The sequence below is a fragment of the Variovorax endophyticus genome, from assembly GCF_025376855.1.
In the GTDB taxonomy this organism is placed as follows: Bacteria; Pseudomonadota; Gammaproteobacteria; order Burkholderiales; family Burkholderiaceae_C; genus Variovorax.
Genome location: NZ_JAHUTH010000016.1, coordinates 145,168 through 158,434, shown reverse-complemented (window position 1 = coordinate 158,434; position 13,267 = coordinate 145,168). Strand labels below are relative to the sequence as shown.

13 protein-coding genes are annotated in these 13,267 nt (G+C 71.1%); 8 read left to right on the top strand and 5 right to left on the bottom strand.

Annotated features, from left to right (window positions below; all coding sequences use genetic code 11):
- Window positions 1-61: 61 nt before the first annotated feature.
- Window positions 62-2,029 carry an adenylate/guanylate cyclase domain-containing protein gene (locus KV106_RS21620; protein ID WP_057592349.1) on the top strand — a complete coding sequence of 656 codons (1,968 nt, stop codon included), beginning with the start codon at window positions 62-64 and terminating at the stop codon, window positions 2,027-2,029.
- 126 nt (window positions 2,030-2,155) lie between these two features.
- On the opposite strand, the gene KV106_RS21615 is transcribed toward KV106_RS21620, so the two are convergent.
- Both KV106_RS21615 and KV106_RS21610 read right to left on the bottom strand, forming a co-directional pair.
- Window positions 2,156-2,623: a YbaY family lipoprotein gene (locus tag KV106_RS21615; RefSeq protein WP_261212246.1), complete on the bottom strand. Its 468-nt coding sequence runs from the start codon at window positions 2,621-2,623 to the stop codon at window positions 2,156-2,158.
- A gap of 7 nt (window positions 2,624-2,630) precedes the next feature.
- Window positions 2,631-4,625 (bottom strand): acetoacetate--CoA ligase, encoded by a 1,995-nt coding sequence (locus tag KV106_RS21610; protein ID WP_261212244.1) that lies wholly within the window; start codon window positions 4,623-4,625, stop codon window positions 2,631-2,633.
- Window positions 4,626-4,725: 100 nt separating this feature from the next.
- Here KV106_RS21610 and KV106_RS21605 point away from each other — a divergent pair, with 100 nt between their 5' ends.
- The 7 genes from KV106_RS21605 to fahA are packed head-to-tail and all read left to right on the top strand — an operon-like array spanning window position 4,726 to window position 11,031.
- A complete protein-coding gene (locus tag KV106_RS21605; protein WP_057592346.1) occupies window positions 4,726-5,478 on the top strand; it encodes a TetR/AcrR family transcriptional regulator in 753 nt (250 codons plus the stop codon).
- On the top strand, window positions 5,475-6,419 hold the full coding sequence (locus KV106_RS21600; RefSeq protein ID WP_261212242.1) for an ABC transporter substrate-binding protein: 945 nt from the start codon (window positions 5,475-5,477) through the stop codon (window positions 6,417-6,419). The genes KV106_RS21605 and KV106_RS21600 overlap by 4 nt, the downstream gene beginning before the upstream one ends.
- Window positions 6,416-7,273: an ABC transporter ATP-binding protein gene (locus tag KV106_RS21595; protein WP_261212241.1), complete on the top strand. Its 858-nt coding sequence runs from the start codon at window positions 6,416-6,418 to the stop codon at window positions 7,271-7,273. The genes KV106_RS21600 and KV106_RS21595 overlap by 4 nt, the downstream gene beginning before the upstream one ends.
- Window positions 7,266-8,036: an ABC transporter permease gene (locus tag KV106_RS21590; RefSeq protein ID WP_057592343.1), complete on the top strand. Its 771-nt coding sequence runs from the start codon at window positions 7,266-7,268 to the stop codon at window positions 8,034-8,036. Before KV106_RS21595 ends, KV106_RS21590 begins: the two co-directional genes overlap by 8 nt.
- A complete protein-coding gene (locus KV106_RS21585) occupies window positions 8,033-8,818 on the top strand; it encodes an ABC transporter permease (RefSeq protein WP_261212238.1) in 786 nt (261 codons plus the stop codon). Before KV106_RS21590 ends, KV106_RS21585 begins: the two co-directional genes overlap by 4 nt.
- A 58-nt stretch (window positions 8,819-8,876) precedes the next feature.
- Window positions 8,877-9,683 (top strand): cyclase family protein, encoded by an 807-nt coding sequence (locus KV106_RS21580; protein WP_261212236.1) that lies wholly within the window; start codon window positions 8,877-8,879, stop codon window positions 9,681-9,683.
- Between the two features lie 13 nt (window positions 9,684-9,696).
- Window positions 9,697-11,031, top strand: coding sequence for a fumarylacetoacetase (gene fahA / locus KV106_RS21575; protein WP_261212234.1), 1,335 nt, complete (start codon window positions 9,697-9,699; stop codon window positions 11,029-11,031).
- Window positions 11,032-11,046: 15 nt separating this feature from the next.
- On the opposite strand, the gene KV106_RS21570 is transcribed toward fahA, so the two are convergent.
- The 3 genes from KV106_RS21570 to KV106_RS21560 form a co-directional block, all read right to left on the bottom strand.
- Entirely contained in the window at window positions 11,047-11,991 is a 945-nt protein-coding gene (locus tag KV106_RS21570; RefSeq protein ID WP_261212233.1) for an NAD(P)/FAD-dependent oxidoreductase, read from the bottom strand.
- Window positions 11,984-12,442, bottom strand: a complete 459-nt coding sequence (locus KV106_RS21565; protein WP_261212232.1) for an Rrf2 family transcriptional regulator — start codon at window positions 12,440-12,442, stop codon at window positions 11,984-11,986. Before KV106_RS21565 ends, KV106_RS21570 begins: the two co-directional genes overlap by 8 nt.
- 91 nt (window positions 12,443-12,533) lie before the next feature.
- A complete protein-coding gene (locus KV106_RS21560; RefSeq protein WP_261212230.1) occupies window positions 12,534-13,208 on the bottom strand; it encodes a 4'-phosphopantetheinyl transferase family protein in 675 nt (224 codons plus the stop codon).
- Between the last annotated feature and the right edge of the window lie 59 nt (window positions 13,209-13,267).

Genomic DNA, 13,267 nt, shown 5'->3' with positions numbered 1-13,267 from the left:
CCGCCGGCTGCCGATCCGCGGCCCGTCGGCCCCGGAGGCGCGTGGGCAGACAGGGAGCAGTATGAACAGATATCCGTCCGGCGTGCCGGACCCGGCCGCGCGGCCGTCTTCCGAAGCGGCCGCTTCTGTCACACGGCCATCGGATCTCGGTCCCGCCTCGAACCCGGCGCCCTCGCGGCGCCGTACCCGTCACTTCCGGGTCGACGTGGGCACCATCGTGAGCGTGGTCGCGCTCACGCAATCGCTGCTGCTGGTCGCGCTCGGCTATTGGGGCTCGCAGCGGCTGGTCTCGCGCATCGGGATATCGGCCCACAAGTCGAACCACGACCGCACCGAGGACAAGGTCAATGCCTTCCTCGCCAAAGCCGAGTCGGTGGTCGGCGCCATCGCGGGCACGCCGAGCCTGCGGCCCGCGGGCGACCGCAGCGAATGGACGGCCGAGATGCTGTGGACCATGCTGCAGCAGTCGCCCGAGCTCGACAGCCTCTATGTCGCCAACGACGAGGGCCGGATGCTGATGGCGCTGCGCTATCCCGCGCCCGCGGTCCGCTACATCGAGGCCGGGCAGCAGGGCACCACCGAGACCTGGCAGTACAAGCGGCCGCTGGCGGCCGAGGCCGACTTCCAGCAGCGCTACGAGACGATCCGCCTCGAGGCCTTCCAGAGCGGCTACGACCCGCGCACCCGCAGCTGGTTCATCGAGGCGCGCACGGCCAGGGGCCCGGTGTGGACCCAGCCCTACGTGTTCGCGGCCGCGCAGGAGCTGGGCGTGACCTACGCGCTGCCGAGCCAGCGCCGCTACGCCGACGGCAAGCCGCAGGCGCTGGTGGTGGCCGGCGACGTGTCGCTGGGCCGGCTCTCGGATTTCGTGCGGCAGTTCAGCAGCAGCGGCTTCGGCGGCAGCGCGCTGCTCACGCGCGACTATCGCGTGCTCGCGCGCAGCGACATGCCCGGCGTGCAGCACCGGCTCGAAGCCAGCACGGGCGTGCTCGACGAACTGCATCGCCACATGGTGGACGACGGCACGGCGGGCAGCCAGGTCGACACCGCGTTCTCTTTCAGCTACCAGGGGCAGCGCTTCCTGGCACAGACCTCGCGCATCCAGGCCACCGGCTGGGAGCTGGTGAGCTGGGTGCCCGAGGACGTGCTGCTCGGCAGCCTGCGCCGCGCGGTGCTGTGGTCGATGCTGCTGGTGCTGGGCTTCCTCGCGGTGGCGCTCGCGATCTCGCTGCGGCTGTCGAAGCTGGTGACGGCGCCGGTCGAGAACCTGTCGCGCATCGCGCGCCGCATCGGCATGCTCGAGCTCGACAGCCTGCCGCGCGAGCCGAGCCGGGTGCTCGAGATCCAGCACCTGGACCAGGCGCTCGACGAGTCGGCGCGCAGCCTCAAGGCCTTCAGCAAGTTCGTGCCGGTGGACGTGATCAACCAGCTCATCGCGCAGGGCCATGCGCTCGCACCCAACGGCTCGCCGCGCCGCGTGACCGTGATGTTCACCGACGTGGAGGGCTTCACGAGCATCTCCGAGTCGATGCCGCCGGCCGTGCTGGTGGGCCAGCTCACCGACTACTTCAACCTCGCGGCGCGCGTGTTCGCGCGCCATGGCGGCGTGATCGACAAGTTCATCGGCGACGGGATCATGGTGCTGTGGGGCGCGCCCGCCGACCTGCCCGATGCCGAGTACAAGGCCTGCCTCGCGGCGCTCGAGCTGCAGGCCGAGATGCGCGCGCTCAACCGCCAGTGGCACAGCCAGGCGCTGCCCGAGTTCCGCACCCGCGTGGGCATCCACACGGGCATGGTGATCGCGGGCGTGCTGGGCTCGAACGACCGGCTGTCGTACACGGCCTTCGGCGACGTGATCAACGTGGCGAGCCGCATCGAGGGCATCAACAAGCAGCTCGGCACGCAGCTGCTGGTGTCGGAAGTGACCCATGCCGGGCTCAAGGGCCGGCTCGCGACGCGCCGCGTGGAAGAGCAGGTGGAGCTGCGCGGCCGGCAGACGAAGATGGTGCTCTACGAGCTGCTCGCTTGACGAGGTGTGAATCAACCTGCCGCGCGCCCCGATCTCGCACCTGCGGTCCTCACCGTACAAGGTACGGCTCCGGTCCTCGGCGCGACCTCGGGGCGCTCGCTACGGTTTCTTCACACCTCGTGAGGCTCAGCGCGGCGGCGGCGCGGGCGTGACGCGCACCAGCACCAGGTCCGCGCGCGTGCCCTGGCCCTGCGTGAGCACGCTGTACTGCGTGTCGTTGATGAACAGCAGCTGTTCGCCGCGCACGATGCGCGCCGCCACGGCGTAGCGCATGCGCGGATCGATGCGGGCCGCGTCGACCTGCAGCGTGTAGGCGAACGGCGGCTGGCGACCGTCGGCGCGGATGCGCTGCTCGGCCAGCACGACCGAGGGCGCGTCCATGCGCGAGACGTCGAGCAGCTGCACGCGCACCTCGGCGGCGGGATCGAGCGCGATGCGCTCGCGATAGCTCACGGTGCCGCTCACGACGAGCGGCGCGGCCGCGGGTGCGGGTGCGGGTGCGGGAGTGGAGGAGGTGGCGCAGGCGCTCAGCAGCGTGGCGCCGGCCACGCCGCCGGCGATCGCGAGAAGGAGGATGTTGCGTCTGGAAAGCATCGCGCCATCATACGGACGCGCGCTGCGCCGCGAAGGCCACGTACCAGTCGAGGCTGCCGGGGTTCGCCATCGCCTCGCGGTTCACCACCTTCTCGATCGGCTGGCCCAGCAGCAGCTTCTTGATCGGCAGCTCCTGCTTCTTGCCCGAGAGCGTGCGCGGGATCTCGGCCACCTGGAAGATGTCGTTGGGCACGAAGCGCGGCGACAGCGAGGTCTTGATCGCATGGTTGAGCCGCGCGCGCACCGCATCGTCGAGCGCGACGCCGGGGCGCAGCACCACGAACAGCGGCATGTAGCTCTCGCGGCCCAGGTACTCGAGGTCGACCACCATCGAGTCGAGCACCTCGGGCAGGCCCTCGACCGCGCTGTAGATCTCGCTGGTGCCCATGCGCAGGCCCTGGCGGTTGATGGTGGCGTCGCTGCGGCCGTAGATGATGCAGCCGCCGTCGCTGCCGATCCGGATCCAGTCGCCATGGCGCCAGACGCCGGGGTAGGTGTCGAAGTAGCTCGAGACGTAGCGCGCATTGCCCTCGTCGCCCCAGAAGTAGAGCGGCATCGACGGGATGGGCTGGGTGCAGACCAGCTCGCCGACCTCGCCGATCACCGGCTGGCCCTGCTCGTTCCAGGCCTCGACCGCATGGCCGAGCTCGCGGCACTGCATCTGGCCCGGCACCTCGGGCAGCTCGCGGTGGCCGCCGACGAAGGCGCCGCAGAAATCGGTGCCGCCCGAGATGTTGCACCACCACACGTCCTTCGAGCCCGCCTCGCGCAACTGCTGCGTGCCCCAGCGTTGCACCTCCTCGGGCAGCGGCGAGCCGGTGCTGCCGAGCGCGCGCACGCGCGAGAGGTCGCCGCAGTCCTTCGCGACCAGCCCGGCCTTCATGCAGTTGCTGAAGTAGGCCGCGCCCGCACCGAAGAAGGTGACCTGGTGCCGCGCGACGAAGCGCCACAGCACGCCCCAGTCGGGCTTCTCCTTGCTGCCGGCCGGGTTGCCGTCGTAGATGCAGATGGTGGCGCCGAAGGCCAGGCCCGAGAGCTGCGAGTTCCACATCACCCAGCCGGTGGAGCTGTACCAGTGGTAGCGCTCGCCGAAGTTGTTGGCACCGTAGCTCGCGCCCACGTCGTTGTGCAGGCCGCAGGCGTGCATGGTGAGGATGATGCCGCCCTGGCCGTGCACGATGGGCTTGGGCAGGCCGGTGGTGCCGCTCGAGTAGACGATCCAGATCGGATGGTCGAACGGCAGCCACTCGGGTTCGAAGGCGGCGACCTCGGCGTCGTCGCGCGCGGTGGCCCGGGCCCAGTCGACGTCGTGCGCCACCTGGCCCGTGGCATGGGGCGAGGGCACGAGCAGCAGCCGGCGCACGCTCGGCAGCTGGCCGCGCAGTTCCTGCAGCACGGCGCTGCGGTCGAGCGGCTTGCCGCCGTAGTGCACGCCGTCGACCGCGATCAGCAGGGTGGGTTCGATCTGGCGGAAGCGGTCGGCCACGGCGGCCGTGCCCATGTCGGGCGCGCACACGCTCCAGATCGCGCCGATGCTCGAGCAGGCCAGGAAGGCCACCATGGTCTCGGGCACGTTGGGCATGTAGGCCGCGACGCGGTCGCCGCGCTTCACGCCGAGCGATTTCAGCGTGAGCGCGACCGACGCGACCTGGCGCCGCATCTCGGGCCACGACAGCTCGCGCACCTCGCCGCGCTCGTTGTCGCTGACGATCGCGGGCATGCCGGCCGCGTGGGCCGCGTCGACGTGGCGCAACACCTCGCGCGCATAGTTGACCTGGGCGCCGGGAAACCAGCGCGCGAGCGGCATGCGCGATTCGGCGAGCACGGCCGTGTGCGGCGTGGGCGATTCGATGCGGGCGTAGTCCCAGATGCTCTGCCAGAAGGCATCGAGCTCGGTGACGGACCAGCGCCACAGGGCGTCGTAGTGGTCGAAAGCGAGGCCGCGCGTGTCGCGCAGCCAGTCTTGGTAGAGGCGGATCTGGGGAATGTTGGGAGCGGGCATGGACCGAGCGTAGCGCCGTGACGGAGTGCGCTCAAGGGGGGTTGACCTCAGGGTTTGTACGTGTGTTCAACATTTTTGTACAAGCGTTCAATACACCTCCATGAGCACCCGCACACCCACCGCCAAGCGCCGCGCCGCGCGTCCGAGCGCATCGTCCGCCGCCGCTGTCGCCATCGAGACGGCGCGGCCCGATCGCAAGCAGGCGATCCTGCTGGCGGCCGAGAAGCTGTTCGCGCAGCACGGCTACCACGCGGTGACGATCCGCCAGATCGCCGAGGAGGCCGGCGTGCCGCTGGCACTGGTGGGCTATTACCACGGCCAGAAGCACGAGCTGTTCCACGCCATCTTCGAGCACTGGGCCCACTCGATCGAGGCGCGGCTCGCGGGGCTGGCGGCGGTGAACCTCGACCCCGACGACGCGCGCACGCTGCCGCGCATCATCGAGGCCTTCATCGCGCCGGTGCTGGCGCTGCGCGCGAGCTCCGAGGGCGAGTACTACGCGCTGCTGGTGGCGCGCGAACTCGCCAACACCACCGAAGAGGCCGACCGCGTGCTGCGCGCCTACTTCGATCCGCTGGCCGAGGCCTTCATCGATGCGCTGCACCTCGTGCTGCCGCATGCCACGCGCGGCGAGGTCGCCTGGGGCTACCAGTTCGCGCTCGGCGCGCTCATGAACCACCTGAACAGCAGCCGCATCGCGCGCCTGTCGCGCGGCGAGAACACGCCCGGCGATCCGGCCATGGCGCCGATGCTCGTGAACTTCATCGTCGGCGGCCTGCGCCATGCGCTGCCACGGCCGAAGAGCGCCAAGTCACCCCAGAAGAAAGCACCCCTCAGGAGAGAAAAACCATGATGAAGAGACGCACCCTGCTGTCGGCCCTGGCCGCGGCATCGACGGCCGCGGCACTGCCCGCGCGCGCTCAGCCCCAGCCGAAGATCGTGTTCGGCTACACGGCCGTGACCGATTTCGGCTCGGTGTTCGTGGCGGCCGACGAGGGCTTCTTCAGGAAGCGCAGCCTCGAGGTCGAGCTCAAGTTCATCCCGCTCAACTCCACCATTCCCGCGGCGCTGCAGTCCGACTCGCTGCAGATCGGCGGCCCCACGCCCTCGGTGTTCCTGCAGGCGGTCGACGGCGGCCTCGACCTGGTGCTGGTGGCCGGCGGCGGCCTCACCTCGAAGACCCTCACGAGCACGGGCCTGGTGGCGCGCGCGGGCAGCGGCATCAAGAGCGCGCAGGACTGCGTGGGCAAGAAGATCGGCGTGCCGGGCCTGGGCGCGTTCCTGCACGTGACCTTCCGCGCCTGGCTCAAGGACAGCGGCGTCGACCACCGCAAGGTCAACTTCGTCGAGGCCGCCTTCCCGCAGCATGCCGACCTGCTGCGCGGCGGCTCGGTCGATGCCGTCGTGTCGACCGATCCGTTCATGACCCGCATCACCGAGAGCGGCGCGGGCTACGTGGCCTCGTACTACTCGACCTTCCTGCCCGACAACAACCAGACCATCGTGCACGCGGCCAAGCGCGAATGGGTGGCGAAGAACCCGGGCGCGGCACGCGCCTTCCGCGAGGCGCTGGTCGAAGCCGCGGCCTTCATGCAGCAGCCGAGGAACGATGCGAAGGTGCGCGCCTCGATCGGCAAGTACACCCGGCTGCCGGCCGACGTGCTCGCGAAGATCCAGGTCTCGCCGCCGGGCCCGGTGGTGAGCGAGAAGCAGCTCGCCTACTGGAGCGGGCTGATGAAGGACCAGGGCATGCTGCGCTCGGACATCGACGTGGCGAAGCTGTTGGCGCCATGATCGCGACGCCCCTTCCAAACCCGGCGCGCAGCGCGCTGCCGTCGGGCGCCGCGCTGCCGGGCAGCGGCCCCGCGCGGCACGCCGCGCCCTTCCTGCGCTTCGACGGCGTGACCATCCGCCTCGGTGGCCGCGAGATCCTCTCGCCCACCTCCTTCGACGTGGCGCGCGGCGAGTTCGTCTGCATCGTCGGCCCGAGCGGCTGCGGCAAGACCACGCTGCTGCGCGCGGCCAGCGGGCTGGTCGCGGCCAGCGCGGGCGAGGTGCGGCGCAACGGCGTGAAGATGCTCGAGCCCTCGCGCGAAGTGGCCTTCGTGTTCCAGGACTACGGCCGCGCGCTGCTGCCCTGGCGCACGGTCGAGGGCAACGTGAGCCTCGCGCTCGAGGCCGGCGGCGTGCCCGCGGCCGAGCGCGCGCCGCGCATCGCCGACGTGCTCGCCAAGGTCGGGCTCGCGAAGCATGCCCACAAGTTTCCGGTGCAGCTCTCGGGCGGCATGCAGCAGCGCGCGCAGATCGCGCGCTGCCTCGCGCAGAAGCCCGAGCTGATGATGATGGACGAGCCCTTCGGCGCGCTCGACGCGCTGACGCGCCAGAGCCTGCAGGACGAGCTCGCGCGGCTGGTGCGCGAGGACGGCCTCACGGTGCTGTTCGTCACGCACGACCTCGAGGAGGCGATCTACCTCGGCGACCGCGTGATCGCGCTGCAGGCCAACCCCGGTCCCGGGCGGCCCAGCCTCGCGCGCATGATCGACGTGAAGATCCCGCGCCCGCGCGACCAGCTCACGACCAAGGAGCATCCCGACTACCTGCGGCTGCGGCGCGAGCTGTTCGCCTTCATCGAGCACGGCCATGACTGAGAACCGGCTCGTGCGCGGGCTGCGGCCCTGGGTGTTTCCGGCGCTGCTGATCGGTGCCTTCGAGTGGTACGCGCGCCGCGCGGCGGCGCTGGGCAGTGATGCGCTGGCGCCGCCGAGCGCCGCGGCCAGGGCCTTCGCCGGCGCCGCGCTCGACGGCTCGCTGTGGCAGGCCACCGGCTTCACGCTCGGCACCGCCGCGCTGGGCCTGCTGCTGGGCGCGGTGCTCGGCATCGCGCTGGGGTTGGTGCTCGGGCTGTCGCGCCGCGCGGCCCGGCTCGGCTCGGTCACGATCGAGGTGCTGCGCCCCGTGCCCTCGGTCGCGCTGATCCCGCTCGCGATGCTGGGCTTCGGCTTCGGCGTGCGCATGGAGCTCGCGATCGTCGCCTTCGCCACCTTCTGGCCGCTGCTGGTGCTGGTGCAGGCGGCGGTGCAGCAGGTCGAGCCGCGGCTGCTCGAGGTCAGCCGCGTGCTGGGCCTGTCGGCGCGCGAGCGGGCCTTCAAGATCGTGCTGCCGGCCATCGTGCCGCGCCTGTTCGTCGCGCTGCGGCTCGGCGTGGCGGTGGCGCTGGTGGTGGCCGTGACGGTGGAGATCGCGGCCAATCCCAACGGCATGGGCTACGCGATGATGATCGCGCAGCAGAGCTTCGACCCCGCGCTGATGCTGGCCTGGCTGGGCTGGATCGGCGTGGTGGGCTTCGCGATCAACGCGGCCATGCTGTGGCTGCAGCGCGGCGTGTCGCGCCGCATGGGAGCCGCGCCATGAACGGCCACGACGAACGCCAGGGCCTGGAGCGGCTCGGCGCGCTGGGCGTGCTGCTGGCGCTGGTCGCGCTGTGGTGGGTCGCGAGCAACGCGGGCTGGGTCAGCCGCGTGTTCCTGCCGACGCCGCAAGCCACCTTCGCGAGCCTGCGCGAAGGACTGAACCTGTCGGGCGAAGGCGGCGGCGAGCTGCTCGCCTTCACCGGCGCCACGGTGGGCCGCATGGTGCAGGGCTGGCTGCTCGCCTCGCTGGCCGGCGTGCTGCTCGGCGCGGCCATCGGCGTCTCGCCCGCGGTGCGTGCCTGGGTCCAGCCCACGCTGGAGTTCGTGCGCCCGTTGCCGGCCTCGGCGCTGCTGCCGCTGGCGATCTCGATCTTCGGGCTCAACCCCGGCATGGTGCTGTTCGTGGTCGCCTTCGGCGCAATGTGGCCGGTGCTGCTGGCCACGGTGCACGGCTTCGCGGCCGTGGAACCGCGCCTGGCCGAGGTGGCGCGCTGCCTGCAGATGTCGCGCGCGGCCTATGTCTGGAAGATGGGCCTGCCCAACGCGATGCCCGACATCCTGGCCGGCATGCGGCTCGCGCTGACCATCGCGCTGATCGTCGCGGTGGTGGGCGAGATGATCGCCTCGCAGAGCGGCCTGGGCCAGGCCATCCTGCTGGCCGCGCGCGCCTTCCGCGCCAGCGAGCTGTTCGCCGGCATCGTGCTGCTCGGGCTCGTCGGCTTCGCGAGCAATGCGCTGCTGGCCCAGGCCGAACGGCGCCTGCTGCGCTGGCAGCAGCCCTGATTCCTCCCTTCTTCTCTTTTCTCTCCGCTCGAACGAACACCCCACAAGGACCCCACCCATGCCACGCAAACTGGTCGACCTCTCGATCTTCCTGGAGAACGACGTGCTCTCCGACCCGCCGGCCTTCGCGCCGAAGATCCAGTACTTCACGCACGACAACACCTACGAGCAGATCGAGCCCTTCTTCCCCGGCCTCAAGAAGGAAGACCTGCCCGACGGCGAAGGCTGGGCGGTGGAGATGGTGCAGCTGTCCACGCACAACGGCACCCACCTCGACGCGCCCTACCACTTCCATTCGACCATGGACAAGGCGCTCGGCGAGAAGAAGCCCGCGATCGCGATCCACGACGTGCCGCTCGACTGGTGCTTCCAGCCCGGCGTGAAGCTCGACTTCCGCCATTTCGCCGACGGCTACGTGGTGCGCGCGGCCGACGTCGAGGCCGAGCTCAAGCGCATCGGCCACACGCTCAAGCCGCTGGAGATCGTCGTGATCAACACGCGCGCCGGCTCGCGCTACGGCAACCCCGACTACGTCTCGGCCGGCGCCGGCATGGGCTACGAGGCGACGATGTACCTGCTCGAGCGCGGCGTGCGCCTCACGGGCACCGATGCCTGGAGCTGGGACGCGCCCTTCGTCCACACCGCGAAGAAGTACGGCGAGACGCACGACGCCTCGCTGATCTGGGAAGGCCACAAGGCCGGCCGCGACATCGGCTACTGCCACATCGAGAAGCTGCACAACCTCGAGGTGCTGCCGCCCACGGGCTTCTTCATCAGCTGCTTCCCGCACAAGATCCGCGGCGCCTCGGCCGGCTGGACGCGCGCGGTCGCGATCTTCGACGACGCATTGATGGCCTCGGTCTGAGGAGTCCTCTTTCATGCACACGCTCAACCACACGCACGACGTCCACGCCCGCAGCTGGGTCGAATCGGCCAACCCCACGGCCCCGACCGGCAGCGACTTCCCGATCCAGAATCTGCCGCATGCGGTGTTTCGCCGCGCCGGCGGCAGCGAGGCCTTTCGCGGCGGCGTCGCGATCGGCGACCAGGTGCTCGACCTGGCCGCGCTGGTGCATGCGCGGCAGCTCGACGGCCTCGCGCTCGAGGCCGCCACGGCGGCCGCGCAGCCCGCGCTCAACGACTTCTTCGCGCTCGGCCCCGCGGCCTGGAAGACGCTGCGCCATGCGCTGTTCGCGCTGCTGAAGAACGATGCGCCGGTGGCCGCGGTGCAGGCCGTGCGCGCCTGCCTGGTGCCGCAGGCCGAGGCCGAGTACGCGATCCCCGCGCGCATCGGCGACTACACCGACTTCTACACCTCGATCGACCATGCGCTCAACATCACGCGCCTCTTGAACCCGGGCGGCGACGTGACCTCGAACTTCCGCTGGATCCCGATCGCCTACCACGGGCGCGTGTCGACCATCGGCGTGAGCGGCCAGCAGTTCCGCCGGCCCATGGGCCAGGCGATGGCGCCGGGCGCGAAGGCGCCCACCTACCAGGCCTGCGCGCGGCTCGACTACGAGCTCGAGCTCGGCGTCTGGATCGGCACCGGCAACGCGCACGGCGAGGCCATTGCGCTCGAGCACGCGGAGCAACACATCTTCGGCATCTGCCTGCTCAACGACTGGTCGGCGCGCGACATCCAGTTCTGGGAGATGGCGCCGCTCGGTCCCTTCCTCGCGAAGAACTTCGCGACCACGATCTCGCCGTGGACCGTGACCATGGAAGCGCTCGCCCCCTACCGCCAGCCCTGGACGCGCGCGGCCACCGATCCGCAGCCGCTGGCCTATCTCGAGGACGCGGCCAACCGCGAGGCCGGCGCGATCGACATCCGGCTCGAGGTCTGGCTCGAGAGCGAGAAGGCGCGCGCCGAGAAGCGCGGGCCGTCGCGCCTGTCGTCCACCAGCTTCCGCCACCAGTACTGGAGCGTGGCGCAGATGGTGGCGCACCACACGGTGGGTGGCTGCCAGCTCAACCCCGGCGACCTGTTCGGCAGCGGCACCATCTCGGGCCCCGGCGAGGGCGAGGCCGGCGCCATCATCGAACTCGCGCGCGGCGGCCAGACGCCCGTGGCGCTGGGCGACAGCGGCGAGCAGCGCAGCTTCATCGAGGACGGCGACGCCGTGCTGCTGCGCGGCTGGTGCGAGAAGCCCGGCCACGCGCGCATCGGCTTCGGCGAGAGCCGCGGCACGGTGCTGCCGGCGCGCGGCTGAGACCCCGGACCTTTCTCAGTCGACGAAGATCAGCGAGCGGTGCAGCGAGGCCCCGGCCCGCACGCCATCGGCCGAGGCCAGCGTGGCGTTCTGCATCGCGAGCGCCGCGTCGCCGGCCGCGAACACGCCGGGCACCGAGCTCGTCTTCATCATCGGATCGGTGCGCACCACGAGGCCCAGCGGCCCCTCGTCGAAGGCGCAACCGAGTTGCGCTGCTAACGTGCTGCCCTGGCGCTGGGCCGGCGCCACGAACAGTGCGTCGAGCGGCAAGCGGCGCCCGTCGTCGAAGCGCACCGCCTCGAGCGCGTTCGCGGGGCCTTCGAGCGCGACCACGCGGCCCGGGTCGATCGCGATGCCGCGTGCATCGAGCTGCGCGCGCGTCCTGGCATCGAGCGGCGGCATGCCGTGCGTGAACAGCGTCAGCGGCCCCCAGTCTGCCACCAGCATCGCCTGGTGCACCGACAGCTCGCCGCTGCCGAGCACGCCGAGGCGGCGGTCGATGAACTCGTAGCCATGGCAGTAGGGGCAGTGCAGCACGCTGGCACCCCAGCGCGGCGCGAGGCCCTCGATGCCCTCGGGCAGCAGGTCGTGCACGCCCGTGGCCAGCAGCAGCCGGCGCGTCACCAGGGTCTGGCCCGAAGCCAGCGTGACGGCGAAGCGGGTGTCGCCCTCTTCGGCCGGCAGCACGCGCGCCGTCTGTGCTGCGTCGGCGACGAAATCGACAGAGGGATAGGCCAGCAGTTGCGCGCGCGCCTGGTCGCGCAATGCCAGCGGCGCCGCGCCGTCGTGGCCGAAGAAGCCGTGCGAGGCCTCGGCGAAGCGGTTGCGCGGCTGGCCCGCGTCGACCACGCAAATGCGCCGGCGTGCGCGCGCGAGTTGCATCGCGGCCGACAGGCCCGCGAAGCTGCCGCCGACGATCAGCGCGTCGTAGGGAAGAGGAGAACTCGTGGAATCAGGCATGGGCAATGTCCTTGGCAGTGAAGCCGCCTTCGTGCATGCGGCGGTGGAAATCCTTCGAGAGATCGGCCAGCGTGATGCGGCCCAGGCGCGCGAGCAGCAGCGCCTCGGCCTCGCGGCAGGCGCCGTCGAGCGCGGTGTTGACCGCCTGCTCGACGATGCAGCCCGGGCTCTCGGTGCGGTTGCCGAAGGCCAGCAGCGCGGGCGCGCCCACGGCCGCGTGGATGTCGGCCAGCGTCACCGCCGACAACGGGCACGACAGCACCCAGCCGCCGCCATGGCCCTTGGCCGAGCTCACGAAGCCGGCCTGCCGCAGCCCGGCCATGAGGCGGCGCACCACCACCGGATTGGTGCGCATCGCCTGCGCGAGCGACTCGGAGGTCGCGGGCTCGTCCATCTCGGCCATGTGCAGCAGCACGTGCAGGATGGCGGAAAGCTTGCTGTCTCGTTTCATGCAACATTATGAGTTGCTTGAAATGAAAAGCACGGCGGAGCCCGGCCAATGCCCCTTCACGGGAAACGGTTGGGTTGCGTCGACCCGCGGCTCAGGACACCGGATGCCACGCGAGCGCCGCGGCGTAGCCCGCGGGCGCGTCGAGCCGGATCGCGCGCACCGCCCGCCAGGCCGGCACGCGCATGACGATGTCGATCGCCGCGCCGACACCGGCCGCGATGTCGAGCGACTGCAGATGCTCGGCGATGCCGACGCCGATCGCCTTGAGCACCGCCTCCTTGCCGGTCCAGCGCAGGTAGAAGGCCGCGAGCCGGTCGTCGGCCGCGCGCAGCGCGGCGCGCTCGGCGGGCGTGAACACGAGCTCGCCCAGGGCCTCGATGTCGATGTCCTCGCTGCGGTGCTCGATGTCCACGCCCACCTCGAGCCCCAGGGCGGGGTCGGCCAGCGCGATCAACGCCTGCGTGCCCGAATGCGCGACGTTGAAGCGCGGCGCCCCGCGCACGAACGGCTTGCCCTGCGGGCCCGCCTCGAAGCGCAGCCCGAGCGGATCGCGGCCCATGCGCTCGGCCAGCAGGCCGCGCAGCGCCGAGCGCGCGGCCGCGAAGCGCACGCGATCGGCGCGCTGTACGAAACGCTGCAGCCGCGCGTCCTCCTCGCTCGACAGCGCGGCGCGCAGCGCGGTGGGTTCGGTGGCCAGGTCCAGCTCGAGGCGGAACAGCTCGATGCCGGCCGGCAGGGAGTCATCGGCCCAGGGAAGGATGCGCATGCGGCATTGTCTTGCACGCGCTGCTATCGTCCGGCCCGCGGCGCCCCACCTTCGCCGCG